Consider the following 22317-nt stretch of genomic DNA (forward strand, 5'->3'; position numbering starts at 1 on the left):
CTCTAATCGCGGTCGGCGACCTTCACCACGAGCTTGCCGAAGTTGCGGCCCTCGAGCAGTCCGAAGAACGCGTCGGGGGCGTTCTCGAGCCCCTCCACCACGTCCTCCCGGTAGCGGAAGCGACCGTCGGCAACCCACTCCGACACCTCGCGCTGGAAGTTCTTGTAGTGATCGCGGACGAACTCGTTCTGAATGAAGCCGCGCACGGTCAGGCTCTTGGTGAGCACCCGGGTGAAGAAGCCCGGCAGCCGGTCCGGCCCCTCGGGGGCCTGCGTGTCGTTGTACTGGGCGATCAGGCCGCACACCGGGACCCGGGCGTAGGTATTGAGTCGCGGCAGCACGGCACGCGCGACCGCGCCGCCCACGTTCTCGAAGTACACGTCGATGCCGTCCGGTGTCGCCGCCGCGAGCTGCTTCCGGAAGTCGTCGGCACGGTGATCGACCGCGGCGTCGAAGCCGAGCTCGTCGATCAGGTACGCGCACTTCTCCGGGCCGCCCGCGATGCCCACCGCGCGGGCGCCCTTGATCTTCGCGAATTGTCCCACCGCCGAGCCGACCGGCCCACTGGCCGCCGCGACCACCACGGTCTCCCCCTCCTTCGGCTGCCCGATCACGGTCATGCCCGCGTAGGCGGTGAACCCCGGCATGCCGAGCACACCGAGGGCCGTGGAGATCGGCGCGCGCTCGGGATCGAGACGACGCACCGACGCGGCGTCGACCACCTCGTGCGTCTGCCAGCCCGAGTAGGACAACACGACCGAGCCGACCGGCAGTGCGTCGCTGCGGGATTCGACGACCTCCGCGACGGTGCCGCCGCACATCACGTCGTCCAACGCGACGGGCTCGGCGTAGGACTCCGCGTCGCTCATCCGCCCTCGCATGTAGGGGTCGAGCGAGAGGTAGAGAACCCTCAGCAGCACCTGACCGTCACCGACCTCCGGGAGGTCGGCGGTCTCGGTGCGGAAGTTCTCGGCGGTCGGAGCTCCGGCGGGGCGGGAGGCCAGGACGATGCGTGTGGAGGTGGTCATGGCCACCGACGCTACTCCAGCAGTGCCTTGCGCACTTTTCCCATGGCGTTGCGCGGCAACGACTCCACGAACCGGACCTCACGCGGACGCTTGTGCGCCGAGAGTTGCTGCGCCACATGGTCGATCACCGCATCCGGATCGACGTCGGCGCCGCTGTCCGGGACGACGAACGCGACGATGCGCTGCCCGAGGTCGTCGTCCGGGAGACCCACCACGGCCACCTCGCCGACGCCCGGCACGCCGAGAATCGCGGTCTCCACCTCGCCCGCACCCACCCGGTAGCCACCGGTCTTGATCAGGTCGGTCGACTCGCGTCCGACGATGCGGTGGAACCCCTCCGCATCGATCGCGGCCACGTCGCCGGTGACGAACCAGCCGTCGTCGGTCCACGTCGCGGCCGTGGCCTCGGGCCTGCCGAGATAACCGTCGAAGAAGCGCCCGCGCAGCTGCAACGAACCGATGGACTCGCCGTCGTGCGGAATGTCGGTCCCGTCCTCGGCGCGCAGGCGGGTCTCGATGCCGCGCAACGGAAGTCCGACCCAGCCGGGCCGCCGTTCGCCGTCCGCGCGGGTGCTGACGGTGATCAGCGTCTCGCTCATGCCGTACCGCTCGATCGGCGCGATGCCGGTGAATGCGGCGAGCTTCTCGAACACCGGGACCGGAAGAGGCGCACTACCGGACACGAGCAGCCGTGCACGGCTCAGCGCGCGCGCCGACTCCTCGTCCGCCGCGATCCGCGACCACACCGTGGGGACACCGAAGTACACCGTGCCGCGCGTCGCCGCGTAGCGCTCGGGGGTGGGCTTCACGGTGTGCACCACACGGCTGCCGATGCGCAGCGAGCCGAGGATGCCGAGCACCAGTCCGTGCACGTGATAGAGCGGAAGTCCGTGTACGACGGTGTCGTTCGGCGTCCACGCCCACGCCTCGGCCAAGGCGTCCAGCCCCCGGGCCAGCGCGTCTCGGCTCAGTAGAACACCTTTCGGCGGCCCGGTGGTGCCGGAGGTGTAGAGGACCAGCGCAGTGCTTTCCCCCGCGGGCTCGGGATAGCTGTGCCACGACCGTGCGTGCATGCGCACCGGAACCGTCGGCAGTCCGCCGGCGTGCTCCGGCGCCACACCCAGCCAGGCCCGTGCGCCGGAATCGGCCAGCACGTGATCGAGTTCGGCGGGACCGGAATCCGGCGCCACCGGCACCACCGCGACACCCGCGATCAGCGCGCCGACCACGGCGACCACCGTGCGCGCCGTGGGCTCGGCCCACACGGCGACCCGGTCGACGCCGGCGATACGCTCGGCCACCGACGTGGCCGCGCCGATCAGGTCACTGCGCGAGAGGACGGTGTCCCCCACCGTGACGGCGTCCTCGACGTCGTCACCGCGCGCGACCAGGTAGGGGTTCAGCGATCGGAGCAGCACGTCACGACGCCTGCGAGACGGCCACGGAGACCTCGCACGAACACCCACCCGCGACCGCGACGCAGTCGACCACCAACGCGTGACGCTCCCGATGCGCGAGCACACAGCCCGCCTCGGTGCACTCGACGGTGAAGTCGCTGTGAACGACGAGGGTTCCGTGGCAGTGATCCAGCGACCCGGCGCAGTCGAGGCACGCGGGGTCGTGCGGCACGGAGTCGATCGTGACCTGATCCATGACTCCATCAGTACCACCGGCCACCGACACGACCGCCGTCCGACACGGCGGGCTGGTCGGTGACGGTCAGAACAGCACCGTGAGCAGCGTCGCAAGGGTCACGCCACCCAGCATGGCGAGGACCAGCACGGCGGCGACCAGTTTCACGCCGGACCGATCCCGGACCGTCGGCTCGGTCCATTCGTCGAACGCCTCGACGTCGACGCCGTCCTGGGCGACGTAGTGCACCTCGCCCGGCGGCTCCCAGTCGTCCCCCGCCGCGCGGATGCGGGATTCGAGCAGTGCCAGACGTTCCCGCGCCCGCGGTGGGTACGCGCGGGAGGGCGCGTTCATCGGCAGACGCCGCGCCAGCACCACCGACCGGTCGGACGACGCGGCGAACGCGGCCAGGGCGTCCCGCACGACGGGATCGGACTCGTCGCGGTCGGTGAGGAACCACGCCGCGCCGGCGCCGGCCACGTCGTCCATCGCCAGACAGGCGAAAGCGAGGAGGTCCAGCGCGGGTTGCGAGGCCGGTTCCCGCTCGAGCACCGCCCCCAGACGCTTGCGCGCGTTCCACGGTTCACCGCGGGCGAGGTCCTCCTGCACGCGGTCGAGGGCGCCCACGGGCCGCCTCAGACCGTCAGGCGCGCGACGGCGGCGGCGATCCGCTCGTCCGTCGCCGTGAGCGCGATACGCACGTGCTGCTCGCCGTCCGGGCCGTAGAACTCACCGGGGGCGACCAGGATTCCGCGGTCGGCGAACCACGACGCCGAGGCGCGCCCGGACTCGCCGCGCGTCGCCCACAGGTACAGACCGGCCTCGCTGTGGTCGATGCGGAATCCCGCGGCGGTGAGCGCGGCCGCCAGGGCCGTCCGCCGCGCGCGGTAGCGCTCGCGCTGTTCGGCCTCGTGCTCGTCGTCGGACAGGGCGGCCGTCATGGCCGCCTGCACCGGGAGCGGCACCATCATGCCCGCGTGCTTGCGCACCGCGAGCAGCTCGGCGACCAGGGCGCCGTCGCCGGCGACGAAGCCCGCCCGGTAGCTGGCGAGGTTGGACGTCTTGGACAGCGAGTGCACGGCCAGCAGACCGGTGTGGTCACCGCCGCTCACGTCGTCGGCGAGGATCGACACTGCCGGCGCGTCCCAGGACAGCCCCAGGTAGCACTCGTCGGACACCACCACCGCGCCGCGCTCGCGCGCGAACTCGACCACCTTGCGCAGGTGCGCCGCGCCGAGGACGCGCCCGCTCGGGTTCGACGGCGAGTTCACGAAGATCAAGGACGGGTTCTCCGGGCCGAGGCGGGTCAGCCCGTCGGCACGCAGCGTGCGCGCCCCGGCGAGCCGTGCGCCCACCTCGTACGTCGGGTAGGCGAGTTCCGGCACGACCACGAGATCGTCGGACCCGAGAGCCAGCAGCGTGGGCAGCCACGCGATGAGCTCTTTCGTTCCGATGACGGGGAGCACCGCGTCGTCGGCCACGCCCGCGATGCCGTAGCGACGCTGCAGAGCCGCCGTCGCGGCGGCCCGGAGTGCGGTAGTGCCGGCCGTCGTCGGGTAGCCGGCCTGCTCCGCGACCGATGCCAGCGCGTCACGGATGACCGGCGCCACCGGATCGACCGGGGTGCCGACGGAGAGGTCGACGATGCCGTGCGGGTGCGCCGACGCGGTAGTCTTCGCCTCCGCGATCGTGTCCCACGGAAAGACCGGGAGACGGTCCGACACGCGCCGCCGCGACACGCGCGTCGCGAGTCCGGCCGACGGCGCCTCGGTCACGCTCAGCTCTCGCCCATCGGCGGGAGCGACTTGATGAAGGGCGGGTCGTAGTCGGTCTTGCCGACCTTCGCCGCACCGCCGGGCGATCCGAGGTCGTCGAAGAAGTCGACGTTCGCGGCGATGTAGGCGGACCACTGCTCCGGGACGTCGTCCTCGTAGAAGATGGCCTCGACGGGGCACACGGGCTCGCAGGCGCCGCAGTCCACGCACTCGTCGGGCTGGATGTAGAGCATCCGGCCACCCTCGTAGATGCAGTCGACCGGGCATTCCTCGATGCAGGCCTTGTCCAGGACATCGACGCAGGGTTCGGCAATCGTGTACGGCACTGACGTTCTCCTTTAGCCTTTCCGAACTACGGGCGCGGACGTGCTGCGCCGCTCGATCCAGGTTCGACCCGACTTCGCCGCGCGGACGAGTGCGCCGCGCTCGCCGAAGTAGCCGGCCACCGCACCGACCACCGGCAGGTTACCGAGCCATCGATAAACGGTACGGCTGCGGGGTCGCTTGTCCAACTCGTCCGTCACCGCGCGGAGGATCTTGGTGACCGACCACAGCGTGGAGAGCAGTGCGAACGGGGATCGGGACAGCCGCTGCGAGCCGCGCTGCTCCTCCTCCGCGGCTTCCTGCGGAGCGGGGGCGTCCACCGAGGCCCCGACGGGCAACTCGCGGTTGCACAGCACGGACGCCAGCAGGCGGACCTGCTCGTCGCGATCGTCGATGCCGTACTCCCGGGCCACCGCCACCAGGACGATGGCCTGGTTGGCGAAGCCGAGCACGTCGCCCAGCGGCAGTCGCCGGGCCAACACGCCGAAGATGCCGGGGAACGCCACGGCGACCGTGCTGATGCCGCCGACGCGGCGGACCCACCAGTTCACGCGCTGGTCCACCGTCATGGACTCCCACGACTTCGTCCCCGGCGTGTCCGCCGCGTCGAAGACCTTGGCGACGGCGTTCAGGGCCGTGTCCACCGACCCGGTCGAGCCGCCGGTCCCGGCGTCGGTGAAGGTGCGCCGCTTGATGCCCAGCGGATCCCGATCGGCGAGCAGCTCGAGCATCGGGTCGATGACCCGGACGGCCGCCCGCAGCACACCGGCGACGCGCTGGTCACCCAGACGGTCGGGGCTCACGCCGCGGTCCGATCCGCGTAGGCGGTGGTGCGCTGCACCGCGGGCCGTCCGATGCCCGCTGCGATCTCGTGCAGTTCCGCCACCGTCTTCTCCGATCCGTGCTGCGATCCCGCCATCCGGCTGATCGTCTCCTCCATCAACGTGCCCCCCAGATCGTTGGCTCCGCCGGTCAACATCACCCGTGTACCCGCCACGCCCAATTTGACCCAGCTCGTCTGGATGTTGTCGATGCGGCCGTGCAGCATGATCCGCGCCAGCGCGTGGACCGCGCGGTTGTCGCGTTGCGTCGGACCCGGACGGGAGGCCCCGGCGAGGTAGAGCGGCGAGGACTGGTGCACGAACGGCAGCGGAACGAACTCGGTGAAGCCACCCGTCCGGTCCTGAATGCCCTTGAGCACGTTGAGGTGTCCGACCCAGTGCGACGGGTTGTCGACGTGGCCGTACATCATGGTCGAACTCGACTTCAGACCCACCCGGTGCGCGGTGGACACCACGTCGACCCACGTCCGCGCGGGCAGCTTGCCCTTGGTGAGCACCCACCGGACCTCGTCGTCGAGGATCTCCGCGGCGGTCCCCGGAATCGTGTCCAGCCCCGCCTCGCGCAACGCGATCAGCCAGTCCTCCACCGACTGTCCGCCCCGCGAGGCACCGTTGACGATCTCCATGGGCGAGAAGGCGTGCACGTGCATCGACGGCACACGGGCCTTCACCGCGCGGACCAGATCGGCGTATCCGGTGACGGGCAGCTCGGGGTCGATTCCGCCCTGCATGCAGACCTCGGTCGCGCCGAGAACGTGGGCCTCCCAGGCCCGGTCGGCCACCTCGCTCGCCGAGAGCGAGAACGCGTCCTCGTCCCCCTTGCGCTGCGCGAACGCGCAGAACCGGCAACCGGTGTAGCAGATGTTGGTGAAGTTGATGTTCCGGTTGACCACGTACGTGACGTCGTCGCCGACGGTGTCCCGGCGCAGGGCGTCGGCGAACGCCGCCACCGCGTCGAGCGCCGGACCGTCGGCCGTCGCCAACGCGAGGTACTGCTCGTCGGACAGGCCCGCCGGATCGTGCTCGGCCGCCTGCAACGCCGCTGCGACGTCGCGGTCGAGACGCTCCGGCGCGGTGGCCGCGCGCTCGGCCAACGCCGCGACCTGCTCGCGGACCGAGTCCCAGTCGCCGAACGCCGACCCGATGTCGCTGCGCGTCTCCGTGTTCCGGCCGTCGGTGTCGATGGCGGTGTGCAGGTCGGTCCGTCCGGTGGACTCCCAGACCTCGTCCGGTTCCTGCCACGGCAGACCGGTCGGACGGACGTCGGCCGCGAGGCCCGTGGCGGGGTCGGACACCGCGCGCACGTGGGCGGCGATCCGAGGATCGATCCACGGCGATCCGGCGCGGACGTACTTCGGTTGCGCCGCAGTGCGTTCGGTCAGGACGAATCCGGCGGCCGCGCTGATCTCGGCGAGGGTGTCGAGGTTCGGCCACGGCCGTTCGGGGTTGACGTGGTCCGGTGTCAGCGGCGACACCCCGCCCCAGTCGTCCACTCCCGCAGCGAGAAGCGACGCGCACTCGTCCGGCGACACCAGGTTCGGCGGTGCCTGGATACGCATCGCCGGGCCGAGCAGGATCCGGGCGACGGCGATGGTGGCGCGGAACTCCTCGAGGCCCGCGTCGGGCGCCGACCGCATCGCGGTGTCGTGCTTGGCCAGGAAGTTCTGCACGATCACCTCCTGCACGTGCCCGAACTGCTTGTGCGACGCGCGGATCGCGACGATCGACTCGGCGCGGTCCCGCACGGTCTCGCCGATTCCCACCAGGATGCCGGTGGTGAACGGGACGGTGAGACGGCCCGCGTCGGTGAGCACCTGCAGCCGCACCGCGGGATCCTTGTCCGGACTGCCGTAGTGCGCCTGCCCCTTCTCCTCGAACAGCCGACGCGACGTCGTCTCGAGCATCATGCCCATCGACGGCGCCACGGGCTTGAGCCGCGAGATCTCCTCCCAGCTCAGCACGCCCGGATTCAGGTGCGGCAGCAGACCGGTCTCCTCGAGCACCCGGATCGACATGGCCCGGAGGTAGTCGACCGTGGACCCGTAGCCACGGGACTCGAGCCACTCCGCGGCCTCGGGCCACCGGTCCTCGGGGCGGTCCCCGAGCGTGAACAGCGCTTCCTTGCACCCCAGTTCCGCTCCGCGGCGGGCGATGTCGAGCACCTCGTCCGGGTCGAGGAACATCCCTCGTCCCTCGGCGCGCAGCTTCCCCGGCACGGTCACGAAGGTGCAGTAGTGGCACGTGTCGCGGCACAGCCGGGTCAACGGAACGAACACCTTGCGCGAGTACGTCACGGTGCCCGGCCGACCCTCTGCCAGCAGCCCGGCATCGCGGACCCGAGCGGCCGAGGCGCACAGGTCGACCAGGTCCTCCCCGCGCGCGTGCAGCAGGGTGGTGGCCTCGTCGACACTGATCACCACGCCGTCGCGAGCGCGCCGCAGCGCGCGGCGCATCGCCGACGGGGTCGGGGCGGGCACCTCGGTTCGAGATCCCGCGTCGGTGCGTCCGGCGGTGTCGGTGCGCGCGGGTGTGGTCGGATCGGGCAACATCGTCACCGTCCGATCATGCGCCCTCCTCGTAGGGCCCGGCCACAGCAGGGGTGAACGACGTGTCCGACAGCACGACGCGACCGCAGCTCACCGTGCGCGACCCGGCGGAAAGGTTGGGCCCGCGCGCCGTCACGCTGTGGACCGTGGCCGCGGGTCTGCTGTGGGCACCGATTCTCCTCGGGCTCGTGGTGTGGGCCGTGCTCCTGGCCACGGTCGCGACCCGCCCGCTCTGGGCGCCGCTGCTGATCCTCGTCCCGATCGCGCTGGTGGCGGCCGCCGTCCACGTACTCGTCGTGCCCCGCTGGCGCTACGCGGTGCATCGCTGGGAGGTCAGCGACACCGCCGTCTACACCCGGACGGGCTGGTTCGACCAGGAACGGCGCATCGCACCGCTGAACCGGGTCCAGACCGTCGACACCGAGCGCGGGCCCCTCGAGCGCGCGTTGGGCCTGGCGACGGTGACGGTCACCACGGCGTCGTCCGCCGGCGCGGTGCGTATCGCCGCGCTGGACCTCGAGACGGCGGACCGGGTGGTCGCCCGCGTCACCGAGGCGGCGGCGCGCTCGCGGGGGGACGCGACGTGAGCGTGCCGGCACCCGAGAACTCGGCTGCCGCCGAGGCTCGCGAGGACGCGATGCCGTGGGCTCGCCTCGATCGCCGGATGCTGCTGGTGCACCCGGTCACCGAGGTGGTCCGGCTGCTGCCGGTCCTCGTGGTCTCCCTGGTGGTGGGCAGCACCAGCGGCAACCACCTCTGGAGCGCGATCGTGCTGGCCGTCGTGGTGGCTGCCGCGATCGCCCGCTGGGTGACCACCGGCTACCGGCTCGGCCCGGTGCACGTGCAGCTGCGCACGGGTGTCCTCCAGAAGAAGGTGCTCTCGATCCCGCGGGGCCGGATCCGCAGCGTGGACGTGCAGGCGGGGCCCCTGCACCGACTGCTCGGGTTGGCGGTGCTCACCGTGGGGACCGGTCAGCACGCCGGCAAGGGCGAGACGTTCGAACTGAACGCGCTCGACGCGCGCGTCGTTCCGGCGCTGCGCGAGGAACTGTTGGCGACGGCCGTGGCCCCACCACCCGATCCCGACGCCGGCGGAGACGTCCCCGCTCCCGCTGAGCGCGAACTCGCGCGCGTCGACCCGGCGTGGGTGCGGTACGCCCCGTTCACGCTGACCGGTCTCGCCGTCGTCGGGGCCGCGGCGGGACTGCTCGGGCAATCGGGCGCCGCCGGCGCCGTGGCGTCGTCGGCAGTGGTCGACGACACCTACCGCCGCGTCGTGTCGCTGGGCGTCGTCGCGGCGGTCGCGATCGCCGTGGTCGCCGCCCTCGTGGTCTCCAGCGCGATCGCCGCCGCGCGCTACCTCCTCGTCTACGGCAATCTGCGCGTGACCGACGACGGCGAGCGACTCCGGGTCGAACACGGTGTCCTCTCCACCCGTCACGCCAGTTTCGACCGCGCCCGGTTGCGAGGGGCGTCGATCCGCCGGCCGCTGCTGCTCCGGCTGGCCGGCGGCGCGCGCCTCGACGCGGTCATGACCGGGGTCAGCGCCTCCGAGCACGAGTCCTCGCTGATCCTGCCGCCCGCGCCGCGTGCCGCGGTGACGTCGACGGCGGCCACCCTGCTGCCCGACGCCGCGGACGCGGCGACCGCGCCGCTGACGGCGCACGGACCCGTGGCCCGACGACGACGCCTCACCCGCGCCCTCCTGCCGGTGGCGGCGGCCCTGGCGGCGACGGCCGGCTACGCGGTGAGTGGGCGGGCGGTACCGACGTGGGCGTGGATCGTGCTCGGACTCGTCGCCGTCGCCGCGATCGCGCTGGCGCTGGACCGGTACGCGGCCCTCGGTCATCGGGTCCGGCCCGGACTGCTGGTGACCGAGCACGGCAGCCTCGACCGCCGACGAGTCGTGCTCGACGCGCGGGGTGTCGTCGCCTGGACCGTGCGCCAGACCTTCTTCCAACGACGGGCCGGCGTCGCGACGCTCGTCGCCGCCACGGCGGCCGGAACCGGCGCCTACCGGGTTCTCGACCTACCCGTCGACCGCGCGTGGGCCATCGCCGAGGCGGCCGCGCCCGGCGCGACGGACGTCTGGGGCTGCGACCGATGACCCGCACCGGGCCGGCCGAACCTGCTCAGCCGCCGCCGCGCTCTCTCGCCGAACTCGACACCCGCGTGTCCGAGTGCCGCGCGTGCCCCCGGTTGGTGGAGTGGCGGGAGCGCGTCGCGCGCGAGAAACGCGCCGCGTTCCGCGACGAAACTTATTGGGGCCGACCGGTTCCCGGGTTCGGACCGCCCGATGCGCGGCTGCTGATCGTCGGACTCGCCCCTGCCGCCCACGGCGCGAACCGCACCGGCCGCATGTTCACCGGCGACCGCAGCGGCGACGTGCTCTACGCCGCCATGCACGCCGTCGGTCTCGCGTCGCAACCCACCGCGACCGCGATCGACGACGGACTCGAACTCGTCGGCACGCGTATCACGTCCCCGGTGCACTGCGCACCACCGGAGAACAAACCGACGCCGGCGGAGCGCGACCGGTGCCGGTCCTGGCTCGAGAGCGAGCTGCATCTCCTGGCTCCCACGGTGCGAGCCGTCGTGGTGCTGGGCGGATTCGGATGGCAGGCGCTGATGCCGGTGCTCGCCGGCGCGGGGTGGGACGTGCCGCGCCCGCGGCCGCGCTTCGGCCACGGCGCGCAGGTGACGCTCGCCCCGATCGCCCCCGATCTGCCCGAGCTCACCGTGTTCGGGTGCTTCCACGTCAGCCAGCAGAACACCTTCACCGGGCGCCTCACCCCGGCGATGGTCGAGGACGTGCTCGCCCGAGCCGCCGACGCTGCCGGGGTCTCGCGCAGCAGGTGAGTCAGCGCGCCCCGAGGGCGGTCAACCGTCGGAATCGCAGTGCGAAGAGCTGCACCACGGGCGGCAGCAGGCCACCGGCCAGGAGGACCAGCAGGCGCCAGTCGGCGAGCACGAGGACGTCGCCGCCGGGCCCGCCGAGCATCGCGAGGAGGAGGCCGAGGGCGAAGCCACCCAGCGGCAACGCCGCTCGGCCGCCGTTGTGCGAGACGGAGTACGCCACGCGGACGAGCAGAACGTTGACGGCCCCGGCGAGCAGGCCGCTCACCGGAAACGGGGTGCTGCCGAGGTACGCGGGCAGGAACAGGACCGCACCGAGAGCGCACAGGAATCCGTCGAGGGTGAGCGCGGCGAGGATGGCGGCCTTGACGCCCGTCACCACGGACTCTCCGGCGTGGCCGCTCACGCGGTCACCCACTCGCCGCCGGGACGGCGGGTCGTCAGCGCGGCGGGTAGCCGATGGAGGTGAGGAAATTGCTCACGGTGGTGGCGAACCCGGACACCGCGTCGAGGTAGATCGCCCGCTGCAGGTCCGCGGTGGGGCGCAGCGAATCGACGAACGCCACGATGGCGTTCTGCAGGTCGTAGTTGAAAATCACGCGATCTCCTGGTGACGGTAGGGCGAGATGTCGGCGCCGACGCCGGACCCCGCTCCGTGACAGCGCTCACAGCATAACCCGGCAGATTCCCCGTTTCGACGACGGGGTTCACGACACTCCCGCGAAGAGGTCCGTCTCACGGCCGGACGCGTCGACCTCGCCGAGGGTGCCGCGCACCAGCACGTACTGCTCGTCGGGCAGCACCGGCTGGGCGATGTCGTTCGACAGTGCGTAGGCGGTTCCCGCGTCGGAGACGGTGACCTGCGTCGCGTGGGCGCGCAGGGACGCCCGCTTGGCGTCCAGGACGTCCCGGACGTCGATGCTCGTCGTCACCTCACCGTCCGGAACACTCGGCAGCTCACCGGGTTCGGGCATCCGCCAGGTGTCCGGCAGGGGGCCGAGGGCGGCCAGTCCGTCCGAGAGTTGCGAGGCCCCGGTGACCGTCCAGTAGGCCTTGGCCACCGACCACGGCTCGCCCCGATCGGACGACGACGGGTCGGCGGCGCGGTCCAGGGCCGCCCCGGCGAGGCGGTGCACCTGCTGGTGGTCGGGATGGCCGTAGCCCCCCTCCGGGTCGTAGAAGACCACGACCTGCGGCCGAATATCCCGGATGACACCGACCATGGCGGAGAGCGCCTCGTCGACGTCCGCCCGGACGAAGGCCCGAGGGTGCAGCGCCGCCGGGGTTCCCGCCATGCCCGAGTCGCGCCACCGTCCCGCACCGCCCAGGAAGCGCGGCGGCCGCGCCCCAAGCGCCGCGAGCGCCACGGTCAACTCGTGAATGCGGTAGCCACCCAACTGATCCGCGCGATCCGCGGTCAGACCCGCCCAGCGGTCACCGATCACCTCGCCCTCCTCGCCCAGCGAGCAGGTGAGCACGGTGACGTCCACGCCGTCCCGACTTGCCCGGGCGATCGTGCCGCCGGTGGTGATGGATTCGTCGTCGGGATGGGCGTGGATCAGGAGCAGTCGGCGGGTCACGGAACCTCTCTCGCCCAGCGGTCGGCGTCACCGAAGATGCCCACCTCGATCGGACCGGTCAACGCGGCGCCGCTCACTCCGGGCCCCACGGCGACCACGGACGAGTCCTGGACGATCGGCAGCACGGTGTGCAGTGCCCACAGGCCCGGCTGTAGGGCCATCACCGCGGCGACCGGATCGGCCGCTGTCTCGGTCGCCGCGATCGCCGGGCCCAACGCGGGATCGCAGACACCGGACAGCGGGCCGACGACGGCGGCGTCCTCGGCGTCCGGACCGGTCACCTCCACGGGCGGCACAGCGGCGCAGCCGAACCGCGAGGCCAGCGCCGTGGCCGGGTCACCGCCGGCTCGCGACCACCCCACCACCGCGTCCACGGCGCCCGTCGCGAGCGCGGTGCCGTAGAGCTCCTCCGGGTCGAGCGGCGTCACCCGGGCGTCGACTCCCGCGTCGCGCAGTTGATCCGCGGCAGTGTTGGCCACTGCGACCGCGATGGCGTCGTTCTGCGGCGCGCCCAGCGTGAGGCTCAGCGGCTGCGCGCCCGAGACGAGCGGCGGCTCGGTCTCGGTCGTGGTGCTCGCCCCCGACGTCGGGGCCAGGGCGGGCGGCAACGGAACCGGGGTGAATCCCGCCGCGACGAGACCGGCGACGGCCTCCTCGCGCGGCAGCGGCGCGGGACGGGTCGGCGCGTACCCCGGCTGGGACGGGGAGACGATCTGCGCCCGGGCGGCCGAGACCCCCGCAGTGGCGCCCGAGGCCACCGTCGAGAGCAGGTCGACGTCGAGCAGACCCATGACGGACTGCCGCACCGCCGGATCGGCCAGTGCCGGCACCCGACCGTTGAGCGTGAGTTCCAGTGTGCGCGACCGGAATCGAGTGTCCGTCCGCACGTTCGGGATGGCGTCCAGTTGCGCCGTGAGCGACGGCCCACCGCGTACCTCGGCGAGTTGGGCGTCACCGGACCGCAGGGAATCCGCCACCTGCGCATCGGTTCCGCCGCGGCGCAACAGAATTTGGTCCGGCGTCGCGGGCGATCCCCAGAACCGATCGTTGCGCTCGAGCAGAATCTCGTCGCGGCCCCGGTCGACGGTGTCGATCCGGAAGTGACCACCCGAGACGGACACGTTGTCGCGCAGTCCCCGTTCGAACCCACCGGGCAGGTCCTTCAACAGGTGGGACGGAACCAGGTTGGTGAACAGTTCGCGCCACGCGGGATACGGACGCGAGAACACCACCGACACCGTTTTGCCACCGTCACCGGATTGGACGTCCTCGATCGCGGCGTAGCCCGCGGGGTCGACGACCCCGGGCGCATCGATCATCTGTTGCCACAGGTACCGGAAGTCCTCGGCCGCGATGGGCGCGCCGTCCGACCACTGCGATTCGGTCCGCAGCCGATAGGTGACGGTGAACGGCGCCTCGGAGGTGACGTCCGCGGAGACCAGGAGCGACGTGTCCGGCACCCACTCCGTGCGCGCACCGTCGACCGAGCGCACCGGGCGGAACGCGCTCGGAAACACCAGCGTCGACACGGCCGTCGTCGCCGGGGACTGATCGGCCGTCAGGTGCGGGTTGAATCCCGTTCCGACGTCGTCGATGGCGACCACCACCGGGTTGCCGGTGGCGGTCGGTGCGGCCGGGGGCGTGGTCGTCGCCGTCTCGGTGCTCTGGATGGCCGGCGGCGGGTCGGCGGTGCACGCGGTCAGGAGAGCGGCGGTGACCGCCAGCACCCGGACCGCGGGCATCGCCGCACGCGCGCCGACCACGTCAGAGAGCAGCCTTGTCGCGCGACTTCGCCCGCGACCGCTCGCGCGCACGCTCGTTGGAGTCCAGGTGCAGCTTGCGCACCCGCACCACTTCCGGGGTGACCTCGACGCACTCGTCGGCGGCGCAGAACTCCATGGCCATCTCGAGGTCGAGCTTCTTCGGCTTGGCCAGCGTCTCCATGACGTCCGCCGAGGACTGACGCATGTTGGTCAGCTTCTTCTCGCGCGTGACGTTGATGTCGAGGTCCTCCTGGCGCGGGTTGATGCCCACCACCATGCCCTCGTAGGTGTCCGCGCCCGGCTCGACGAAGAACGTGCCGCGGTCGGCCAGCTGGATCATCGCGAACGGCGTCACGCTGCCCTGGCGATCGGACACCAGCGACCCGGTGTGCCGCGCACGGATCTCGCCGGCCCACGGGGCGTACCCGTGGAAGACGGCGTTGGCGATGCCGGTGCCGCGGGTCTCGGTGAGGAAGTCGGTGCGGAAGCCGATCAGGCCGCGCGACGGCACGATGAACTCCATACGGACCCACCCCGCGCCGTGGTTGGTCATCTGGACCATCTTGCCCTTGCGGGCGGCCAGCAGCTGGGTGATGCCGCCGAGGTGCTCCTCGGGGCAGTCGATGGTCAGCTCCTCGTAGGGCTCGTGCGTCTTGCCGTCGACCTGCTTGGTCACCACTTGGGGCTTGCCGACGGTGAGCTCGAAGCCCTCGCGTCGCATCTGCTCCACCAGGATCGCGAGCGCGAGCTCACCACGACCCTGCACCTCCCAGGCGTCGGGGCGGCCGATGTCGAGAACGCGCAGCGAGACGTTGCCCACCAGCTCCTGGTCGAGGCGGGCCTTGACCATGCGGGCGGTCAGCTTGTGGCCCTGCACGCGACCGACGAGCGGGCTGGTGTTGGTGCCGATGGTCACCGAGATCGCCGGCTCGTCCACCGTGATGCGGTGCAGCGCAACGGGATTCTCCGGATCCGCCAGCGTGTCGCCGATCATGATCTCCGGGATGCCGGCCACCGCGACGATGTCGCCGGCCACGGCCACCTCACCGGGACTGCGCTCGACGCCGACCGTCTTGAGCAGCTCGGTGATCTTGACGGTCTTCACGCCGTCCTCGTTCATCCACGCGACGTTCTGACCCTTGCGCAGCTCGCCGTTGTGCACGCGGACGAGAGCCAGACGGCCGAGGAAGGCCGAGGCGTCGAGGTTGGTGACGTGCGCCTGCAGCGGCGCGTCGCTGCTGCCCTTCGGCGCCGGCACGTAGTTCAACAGCACGTCGAACAGCTCGTCGAGATTCTCCGCGTCCGGAGCCTGACCGTTCTCGGGCTGCTTCGTGGACGCCTTGCCCTCACGACCCGACGCGTACAGCACCGGCAGGTCGAGCGCGAGCTCCGCGGCCTCCGACGCCTCGTCGTCGAGATCCGACGCCAGGTCGAGCAGCAGATCGTGGCTCTCGGAGACGACCTCCTCGATCCGCGCGTCGGGACGGTCCGTCTTGTTGACCACGAGGATCACCGGCAGCGACGCGGCGAGCGCCTTGCGCAGCACGAAGCGCGTCTGCGGCAGCGGACCCTCGGAGGCGTCCACGAGCAGCACCACGCCGTCCACCATCGACAGGCCGCGCTCGACCTCGCCGCCGAAGTCCGCGTGACCCGGCGTGTCGATGACGTTGATGACCGTGACCGAACCGTCGGCGTGGTGCCGGTGCACCGCCGTGTTCTTGGCCAGGATCGTGATGCCCTTCTCCTTCTCCAGGTCACCCGAGTCCATGACGCGGTCGACCAGTTCCGCGCGGGCAGCGAACGCGCCCGACTGGCGAAGCATCGCGTCGACGAGCGTCGTCTTGCCGTGGTCGACGTGGGCGACGATCGCGACGTTGCGGAACGACGTGGGGGTGGTGGGGCTGGTCACGCGGGAATCTCCATCGTGTTCGAGTACGGGGCGCGTACGGCGGGTGAAGAGCAGGCGACTACCTCTCCCGGAGCACGCGCTGCGTCGCGAACGAGACGTGCGACTCGAAAAAGTTTACTCGGTCGGACCGGGTGACTGCGCTCACGCGGTCTCCGGTCCCCTCCGACCTGGACGCTCACGCGGTCTCCGGTCCCCTCCGACCTGGACGCTCACGCAGACCCATCACTCAGCAACACCACCAGATCGGCGATCCACTCACGGTCGGCGGGCACCCAGTCCACCTCGTGCAGGTCGCCCGCACCGACCCACCGCACCGCGTCGTGATCGAGCGCGTACGGCGTCCCCGCGACCCGCCGCACGGCGTAGGCCCGCAGGACGTGACCCGACGGCAGCGGCACGTCGACCCCCACCGGGTCGCCGACCGTGACGTCGATCCCGAGTTCCTCCCGCAGTTCGCGGACCAGCGCGTCCTGCGGCGTCTCCCCCGGTTCGATCTTGCCGCCGGGCAGTTCCCACCGGCCGGCCAGCTCCGGCGGCGTGGCGCGCTGGGCGAGCAGAACGCACCCGTTCTCGATCACCGCTCCGGCGACGACGGTCGCGGCGGCGGGCGGCGGTGGCACCATCGCAGTATGGCCGAACTGCTCACCGACGACGACGTCCGCCGCGTGCTCTCCGATCTCCCCGGCTGGTCGCGGGACGGGGACGCGATCACCCGCACCGTCACCTGCGCGTCCTTCCTCGCCGGCATCGACCTGGTGCGCCGGGTGGCCGACGCGGCCGAGTCCGCCGATCATCACCCGGACATCGACATCCGGTGGACGGCGATCACGTTCCGACTCTCCACACACTCCGCCGGCGGCATCACCGACAAGGACGTCACGCTCGCGCGGACGATCGACTCGCTGATTTCCTGACCGAGCGGCCGTGCGCGGCCACCACCCCGAACAGTCCGAGGGTGCCCACCGCGTACGCGGCGCCCGCCACCGCGAGGATCAGCGGACGGTCGATCTCCCAGATGGACGGCTGCAGGAAGCTCAGCACCCACGGCACGCCGACGAGGGTGACCACGAGCCAGTACCCGACCAGCACACGCACTCCCCGCGCGTGGCGCAGCGGCCCGTGCACGAGCCAGATCAGCATCGGCACGATCCACACCCAGTGGTGGGACCACGAGATCGGGGACACCGCGAGCCCCACGAAGGACACGATCACCAGCGTGCCCAGCCGATCGTCCGGTCCGAGCGCGCGCCACGCCGCCAGCGCGGCGAGGAGCAGGATCGCCACGGCGACGAGCCAGATCGGCCCCTGACCGACGTCGTGGCCGACCAGGCGGGAGAGGGCGCCGCGGAGCGACTGGTTCCACACCGATCCCACCGGTCCGATGCGATCGGCGTCGCCGAGCAGGGTGGTGAAGTACTCGGTGGCCGCGGACCCCATGAGCAGGAAGCTGACCCCGACGGTGCCGACGAAGGTCACCGCCGAGAACGCCGCCGCACCCCAGCGCCGCCGCGCGAGGAAGTACAGACCCGTGATCGCCGGGGTCAGCTTCACCCCGGCGGCGAGCCCCACCAGCGCGCCCGACACCCACCAGCGGGCGCTGCGCGCCGCGAGCATCGCCAGGAGAACGAGGAAGACGTTCACCTGGCCGTAGTCCAGGGTGGTCCGCAGCGATTCGGTCCACAGTCCGACGGCGGTCCACAGCAACGCGGCCCGACGCCACTCCACCGTGTTCGCCCGGTCGCCACCCACGAGGCCCAGGGCGATGCGAACGACGGCGTACAGCGCGAGGCCGGTCGCGATCATCCAGAGCGCGCCGACGAGCGGGAACGGCAGGAAGTGCAACGGGTAGAAGACGAGGGCCGCGAACGGCGGGTAGGTGAACGGAAGCGGAAAGTCCGGGGTCTCCTCCGAGTAGGTGAAGTCGTAGAGCGATCCGTCGAAGGCCGACGCCGACCCGTCCACGTAGACGTGCAGATCCACCCAGTTGCTGCCGTTGGGGGTGGCCACCGTCCACAGCACGCGCAGCAGCACCGTCACCACCAGCAGGGCGGGGGCCGCGCGAAGAAGCACGGGGAGCCGCGGGGCGGGGTTCGGAGCACTCACGGCAGGGGGTTCTCACGATCGAGAAGAGGGACAGGACCGTGCGCGAGGGTAGTCGGTGCGGTGACCCGCCCCGAAGGTCACGTCCGACGCACTGTCGCGCGTCACGGGTCCCAGCAGTCACAATCGCATCACTGTTCGCTCAAGCCCCATCCGTCGCTCTTATAACAGGCTAGCGTCGGGTACCCGCGCAACGACACGGTCCGAGCGCCCGAGCACACGCTGTACAACCGTCGAACGGTGTCATTAGAGTGACGTCGCCTGCCCGTCCACGACGGGCGGAGGGGGTCGTGGGCAGTCGTTCGAGCCGGCAGACGAGGAAGCGGGAACACCATGCAGACAACGGATTCGACACGCCGACGGGCCCGTCGACGCACGCGCAGCATGGTGGCCGGCATGGCTGTCGCCGCCGCCTGCGCCGTGGCCGCCCCCGGCGTCGCCGCCGCGCAGCCGGCGCTGCCGATTCCGAGCGACCCGCAGGTCGTCCCCGGCTACGAGGCGCTCGCCGCCCTCGCTCCGTCCCTGCTGGACGCCGCTGCCGTCGATGCCGCGAATCCCCAGAACGAGCTGCTCGCCCGCGCGAAGCAACTGCTCGACACCGCGCCGCTCTCGCCGGACGCCAAGCGGATCCTGACCTCGATCATCACGTTCCTGGACGGCAGCCGCGGCGGTGGTCCGGAGATCCCGCAGGACGGACCCGTCATCGCCCAGTTCCTCTACCCGACGGTCGGACGCGGGTGCATCTCCCCCACGGCCGATTCCGTGGGCGCCGCACTGGCGGTACCCGGCCCGGCCGAGCTGCCCCCGCCCGGACCCGCCGCGGGCACGGCGGGCTTCGTGTTCACGGCCCTCGGCACGGCGCCGCTCGCGGATCGCCAGGCCGCGCCGCTGACCGCCCAGTGGGTCAACGTCGACACCGGGAGGACCGGCGCGACCGTGCTCACCGGGGCCGCGAACATCAACCCCGACGGGCCCGCCACGCTGTCGGCGATCGCGGACACCGGGCGTGGCCGCGTCCTCGCGGCGATCTCGGGCTCCATCTCCACCGACGCCGGGATCACGTGCAGCTTCCTGCCCACGGTCGGCGCCTTCGTCGTGAACTGACGCCCCTGTCCGCAGAACCCGGACCGACGAGAAGACCGGTGGCCGAGTACGGCCACCGGTCTTCTCGTGTCGGGGGTCAGGAACCGAAGTACGCCGAGAACTGCGTGTAGAGCGCGCCGGCGATGGCGTAGAGCACGTCGATGAACGTCATGAGAATGCCTCCAGGGTGCGAATCAGGGTGGATGCAAGATCCGGTCGCGCGGCGGGGTCGCCGACCGGCGTCGTGGGAACCGAGGTGTCCGGTTCGGGCGTGACCACGTCGGCCGCGAGCGACCACTGTCCGTAGTCCGCCTTCAGCACCGTGTTGACGTCGATGCCGACGCCCTCGATGCGGCGCTTGTCGATCTCGATCTGGTGCAGGTGGGCGGCCGGGTGCACGAATCCCTTCGGGGTGCCCCAGTTGTGCTGCCAGTACCAGGATCCGAGTCCGGCCGCGGCGGCGAGGGTGATGGTGGGGGCGTTGGCGTACACCCCGGTGTTCTCCCGGCCGACGACGGAGTGCCAGCCGAGCAGGTAGGGCCCGATCATCGAGGCGAACTCCGCGGCCGTGGGGTTGTCGTCGATCGCGGCGTAGATCGGCCGGTTCGCGGGTCCGCCTGCAGCCATGTGCAATTCGAGTCCACGCGTCGCGTGCGTCACTCCGGCGTCGTACCCGCCGCGCCAGTCGGCGGTGGCCCCCTTGCCGAACTGGTAGCAGGACACCACCTGCAGACCCTCGCCCGTGAGGGCACTCGCCTCGGCGGCGGTCATCGGCTTGCCGGTCATCCACTCGGCGCCGGGGCGGCGGTCGGAGACGTACCGGATCGCTCCCACGTGTCCCGCGGCGGCGATGGCCGCGGCGGACGGAACGCCGGCTGCGTAGTCGACGATGGTGCCGAGACCGGGGTCCGCCGCGGCGACGGACCGTCCTGTCGCTCCGAGGCCGACGGCGACACCACCGACGGCCGCGTAGCGGAAGAGCTGTCGACGGGATACGTGCACGAGCACCTGCCTTCACGACTCGCCCGGCGCGCCTCCCCGGACGGACGACGACGGACTGCTAGCTTTCTCGGTTTCGGTCACTCCAGTGGCGCCGAGCCGCAATTGCACCACACACACCTCGAGGCTCGCCAGTCACTGCAGACACTCGACGACACGCTCCACGGCGTGTCGCAGGCGTGTCGCGTAGGCGTCGGGGTCGACGACTCCCGCGCTCGTCGTCACCGAGAGCGTCACGGTGTCCCCGATCCCGTGGATGCCGTGCGTCAGACCGACCGTCGGAGACAAGGCGGGGAAACCCGCCGTCATCAGGACCGGGTGACCGCCGAGCATCAGATCGGACGCACCGCGGTACACGCTCGACACGACGGTGTGCCCGCCCACCGTGGTCGGGACCGCCTCGAGATCGGCCCGCGCGACGTCCGCGCGGATCACGGCGGCCGGGACCGCCTCCGTCGCCCGGTCCCCCACCCCGAACGCCGGGTGGTCGAGCCGCCGACGTCGGTCGCGCAGCGAGTCGGCGATCGCCTCCGCGCGTCGGGAGAGGTCCTCGACGCCCGGGTGCAGATCGACCCCCGCGACGTGAAATGCGTTGCGAGCAACCGTCGTTCGAGACGCGGGCGGAATACTGATGGTGACCTCGGCGCCGAGGTCGTCGGGCACCTCCGCGCCCACGGCCTCGAGGTGGTCGGCGAGCGCCACCGAGATCGCGGTGAGCGCCGCGACGGTGACAGCGACGGGCCCACCGGACAGAGCGGTCCTCGGCAGGACCAGGCAGCGCAGCGCGAGGTCGCCGGACGCGGGGCGGGACAGCACAGTCGGAGTGCGGCCGACCGGGGGCGCCGGGAGCCGACCCGACGCGGTCGCCTCGCGTCGGTCTCGGTCGGCCGCGGCGGCGTCGCGCGCCCGTCGGGCCGTCCGCGCCACCCGCGCGGGGAATTCGAGCACGCCGAGCGCGGCGGCGATCGCGCCGGTCGGTGCCGCCGGTGGCTGCGCGGGGGTCGGCGGGTCGACGGCGAACAGTGCCCGCGCCGTCGCGGACGCTCGCGCGCCGTCGGCCAGCGCGTGCGCCACCTGCAGCACGGCCACGGAGGCGACGCCCGACGCGCCGGGCACGCCCGTGACCGCGGGAAACAGGTGCAGGCGCCACGGCGAGACGGTGGCGTCCACCTGGTCGGCGGTCGACGCCGCGACGCGATCGAGACACCCCTGCCAGTCCGGGGTGTCGTCGACCCGCACGAGATCGGGGGTCGGGGACCGCGGAACCCAGTACGGGTAGTCGAGCGCGGCCGGCGTCTCCCGCACCCGCACGCAGAGGTCCGCCACCGTCTCGGCCCGCGCGAGCAGCGCGCGCACCACCGACGGACCGTCGACCGCCCCGTCGAACGCGAAGAGCAGGAACTGATCACTGGCCAGCCGTCGGGACAGCCAGAACATCCGCGCGTCGACCGCGGTGAGGCGCGCTCCGGTCAGTCGCGGCGGCACAGGCAGAACAGGTGCCCCACCGGGTCCTGGAAGACGCGAAAGCCGGGATGGTCGGCGTCGTCGTCCACCGTGCGCGCGCCGATTCCGACGGCGTACTCGGAGGCCCCGTCCATGTCGTCCACGATCAGGTCGAGGTGGATGCGAATGCCCTCGCGAGGCCAGTAGAGGGGGACGAACTCGTCGGACTTCTGGAAGGCCAGCCCCTGGCCTCCGGGTCCGCGGACCACCGACCAGTCGGGGTCGTCCCGCTCGGACGGCCACCCCAGCAGGGCCGTGTAGAACCGCGCGAGGGCCTGCGGGTCCGGGCAGTCGAGGACCGTGTAGTCCATCTCGATCGTCGGACGGGACGCCGGGGAACCGGACGCGGACGGGGAGTCGGCAGTCATGTCCGGAGT

Annotated in this window: 23 protein-coding genes; 5 read left to right on the top strand and 18 right to left on the bottom strand. The window is 71.8% G+C overall.

All coding sequences use genetic code 11. From position 1 onward, the window contains the following. Positions 1-2: 2 nt before the first annotated feature. The 8 genes from A3Q40_RS11450 to A3Q40_RS11485 all read right to left on the bottom strand — a co-directional run bounded on the left by A3Q40_RS11450 (position 3) and on the right by A3Q40_RS11485 (position 8150). Positions 3-1028, bottom strand: coding sequence for an NADP-dependent oxidoreductase (locus A3Q40_RS11450; RefSeq protein ID WP_082833881.1), 1026 nt, complete (start codon positions 1026-1028; stop codon positions 3-5). Between the two features lie 11 nt (positions 1029-1039). Next, a complete protein-coding gene (locus A3Q40_RS11455) occupies positions 1040-2446 on the bottom strand; it encodes an acyl-CoA synthetase (protein WP_068102338.1) in 1407 nt (468 codons plus the stop codon). Position 2447: 1 nt separating this feature from the next. Beyond that, complete coding sequence (locus A3Q40_RS11460) at positions 2448-2681, bottom strand: hypothetical protein (protein ID WP_068102340.1); 234 nt, start codon at positions 2679-2681, stop codon at positions 2448-2450. Positions 2682-2747: 66 nt separating this feature from the next. Next, a complete protein-coding gene (locus tag A3Q40_RS11465; RefSeq protein ID WP_068102342.1) occupies positions 2748-3287 on the bottom strand; it encodes a DUF6584 family protein in 540 nt (179 codons plus the stop codon). 8 nt (positions 3288-3295) lie between these two features. Next, positions 3296-4399, bottom strand: a complete 1104-nt coding sequence (gene dapC / locus A3Q40_RS11470) for a succinyldiaminopimelate transaminase (RefSeq protein WP_068106009.1) — start codon at positions 4397-4399, stop codon at positions 3296-3298. Positions 4400-4437: 38 nt separating this feature from the next. Next, positions 4438-4761 carry a ferredoxin gene (fdxA, locus tag A3Q40_RS11475; RefSeq protein ID WP_068102344.1) on the bottom strand — a complete coding sequence of 108 codons (324 nt, stop codon included), beginning with the start codon at positions 4759-4761 and terminating at the stop codon, positions 4438-4440. 12 nt (positions 4762-4773) lie between these two features. After that, positions 4774-5562 (bottom strand): hypothetical protein, encoded by a 789-nt coding sequence (locus tag A3Q40_RS11480; protein ID WP_235606278.1) that lies wholly within the window; start codon positions 5560-5562, stop codon positions 4774-4776. Next, positions 5559-8150: a bifunctional FO biosynthesis protein CofGH gene (locus A3Q40_RS11485; protein WP_068106014.1), complete on the bottom strand. Its 2592-nt coding sequence runs from the start codon at positions 8148-8150 to the stop codon at positions 5559-5561. The genes A3Q40_RS11480 and A3Q40_RS11485 overlap by 4 nt, the downstream gene beginning before the upstream one ends. 59 nt (positions 8151-8209) lie before the next feature. Here A3Q40_RS11485 and A3Q40_RS11490 point away from each other — a divergent pair, with 59 nt between their 5' ends. The 3 genes from A3Q40_RS11490 to A3Q40_RS11500 are packed head-to-tail and all read left to right on the top strand — an operon-like array spanning position 8210 to position 11006. Further along, complete coding sequence (locus A3Q40_RS11490; RefSeq protein ID WP_068106016.1) at positions 8210-8734, top strand: PH domain-containing protein; 525 nt, start codon at positions 8210-8212, stop codon at positions 8732-8734. A 50-nt stretch (positions 8735-8784) separates the two neighbouring features. Next, positions 8785-10254, top strand: coding sequence for a PH domain-containing protein (locus A3Q40_RS11495; protein ID WP_082834141.1), 1470 nt, complete (start codon positions 8785-8787; stop codon positions 10252-10254). Continuing rightward, positions 10251-11006 (top strand): uracil-DNA glycosylase, encoded by a 756-nt coding sequence (locus A3Q40_RS11500; protein ID WP_068106020.1) that lies wholly within the window; start codon positions 10251-10253, stop codon positions 11004-11006. Before A3Q40_RS11495 ends, A3Q40_RS11500 begins: the two co-directional genes overlap by 4 nt. Before the next feature lies 1 nt (position 11007). On the opposite strand, the gene A3Q40_RS11505 is transcribed toward A3Q40_RS11500, so the two are convergent. The 6 genes from A3Q40_RS11505 to A3Q40_RS11525 form a co-directional block, all read right to left on the bottom strand. Next, a complete protein-coding gene (locus tag A3Q40_RS11505) occupies positions 11008-11409 on the bottom strand; it encodes a hypothetical protein (protein ID WP_068106023.1) in 402 nt (133 codons plus the stop codon). 34 nt (positions 11410-11443) lie between these two features. Beyond that, positions 11444-11602: a hypothetical protein gene (locus A3Q40_RS20245; protein WP_156511667.1), complete on the bottom strand. Its 159-nt coding sequence runs from the start codon at positions 11600-11602 to the stop codon at positions 11444-11446. 108 nt (positions 11603-11710) lie between these two features. Beyond that, positions 11711-12583 (bottom strand): N-acetyl-1-D-myo-inositol-2-amino-2-deoxy-alpha-D-glucopyranoside deacetylase, encoded by an 873-nt coding sequence (mshB, locus tag A3Q40_RS11510; protein ID WP_068102350.1) that lies wholly within the window; start codon positions 12581-12583, stop codon positions 11711-11713. Continuing rightward, the gene (locus tag A3Q40_RS11515; RefSeq protein WP_068106026.1) at positions 12580-14325 is read right to left on the bottom strand and encodes an ABC transporter family substrate-binding protein; all 1746 of its coding nucleotides are present in this window, start codon (positions 14323-14325) and stop codon (positions 12580-12582) included. Before A3Q40_RS11515 ends, mshB begins: the two co-directional genes overlap by 4 nt. 22 nt (positions 14326-14347) lie before the next feature. Beyond that, entirely contained in the window at positions 14348-16255 is a 1908-nt protein-coding gene (typA, locus tag A3Q40_RS11520; protein ID WP_068102352.1) for a translational GTPase TypA, read from the bottom strand. Positions 16256-16464: 209 nt separating this feature from the next. After that, positions 16465-16878: a (deoxy)nucleoside triphosphate pyrophosphohydrolase gene (locus tag A3Q40_RS11525; RefSeq protein ID WP_068102354.1), complete on the bottom strand. Its 414-nt coding sequence runs from the start codon at positions 16876-16878 to the stop codon at positions 16465-16467. A 6-nt stretch (positions 16879-16884) separates the two neighbouring features. Between A3Q40_RS11525 and A3Q40_RS11530 the strand changes: the two genes are divergently transcribed. After that, complete coding sequence (locus tag A3Q40_RS11530; RefSeq protein ID WP_068102356.1) at positions 16885-17169, top strand: 4a-hydroxytetrahydrobiopterin dehydratase; 285 nt, start codon at positions 16885-16887, stop codon at positions 17167-17169. Here A3Q40_RS11530 and A3Q40_RS11535 read toward each other — a convergent pair. Then, the gene (locus tag A3Q40_RS11535; RefSeq protein WP_068102358.1) at positions 17132-18358 is read right to left on the bottom strand and encodes a mannosyltransferase; all 1227 of its coding nucleotides are present in this window, start codon (positions 18356-18358) and stop codon (positions 17132-17134) included. The two genes, A3Q40_RS11530 and A3Q40_RS11535, sit on opposite strands and share 38 nt — an antisense overlap. Before the next feature lie 393 nt (positions 18359-18751). Between A3Q40_RS11535 and A3Q40_RS11540 the strand changes: the two genes are divergently transcribed. Further along, the gene (locus A3Q40_RS11540; protein WP_068106029.1) at positions 18752-19459 is read left to right on the top strand and encodes an Rv1157c family protein; all 708 of its coding nucleotides are present in this window, start codon (positions 18752-18754) and stop codon (positions 19457-19459) included. 147 nt (positions 19460-19606) lie between these two features. On the opposite strand, the gene A3Q40_RS11545 is transcribed toward A3Q40_RS11540, so the two are convergent. The 3 genes from A3Q40_RS11545 to A3Q40_RS11555 form a co-directional block, all read right to left on the bottom strand. After that, complete coding sequence (locus tag A3Q40_RS11545) at positions 19607-20440, bottom strand: DUF1906 domain-containing protein (protein WP_082834142.1); 834 nt, start codon at positions 20438-20440, stop codon at positions 19607-19609. Positions 20441-20572: 132 nt separating this feature from the next. Next, on the bottom strand, positions 20573-21922 hold the full coding sequence (locus A3Q40_RS11550; RefSeq protein WP_068102359.1) for a WS/DGAT domain-containing protein: 1350 nt from the start codon (positions 21920-21922) through the stop codon (positions 20573-20575). Then, the gene (locus A3Q40_RS11555; RefSeq protein WP_068102361.1) at positions 21907-22308 is read right to left on the bottom strand and encodes a VOC family protein; all 402 of its coding nucleotides are present in this window, start codon (positions 22306-22308) and stop codon (positions 21907-21909) included. The genes A3Q40_RS11550 and A3Q40_RS11555 overlap by 16 nt, the downstream gene beginning before the upstream one ends. Positions 22309-22317: the final 9 nt, after the last annotated feature.

Origin of the sequence: Rhodococcus sp. PBTS 1 (genome assembly GCF_001620025.1) — a bacterium.
Classification (GTDB): domain Bacteria; phylum Actinomycetota; class Actinomycetes; order Mycobacteriales; family Mycobacteriaceae; genus Rhodococcoides; species Rhodococcoides kroppenstedtii.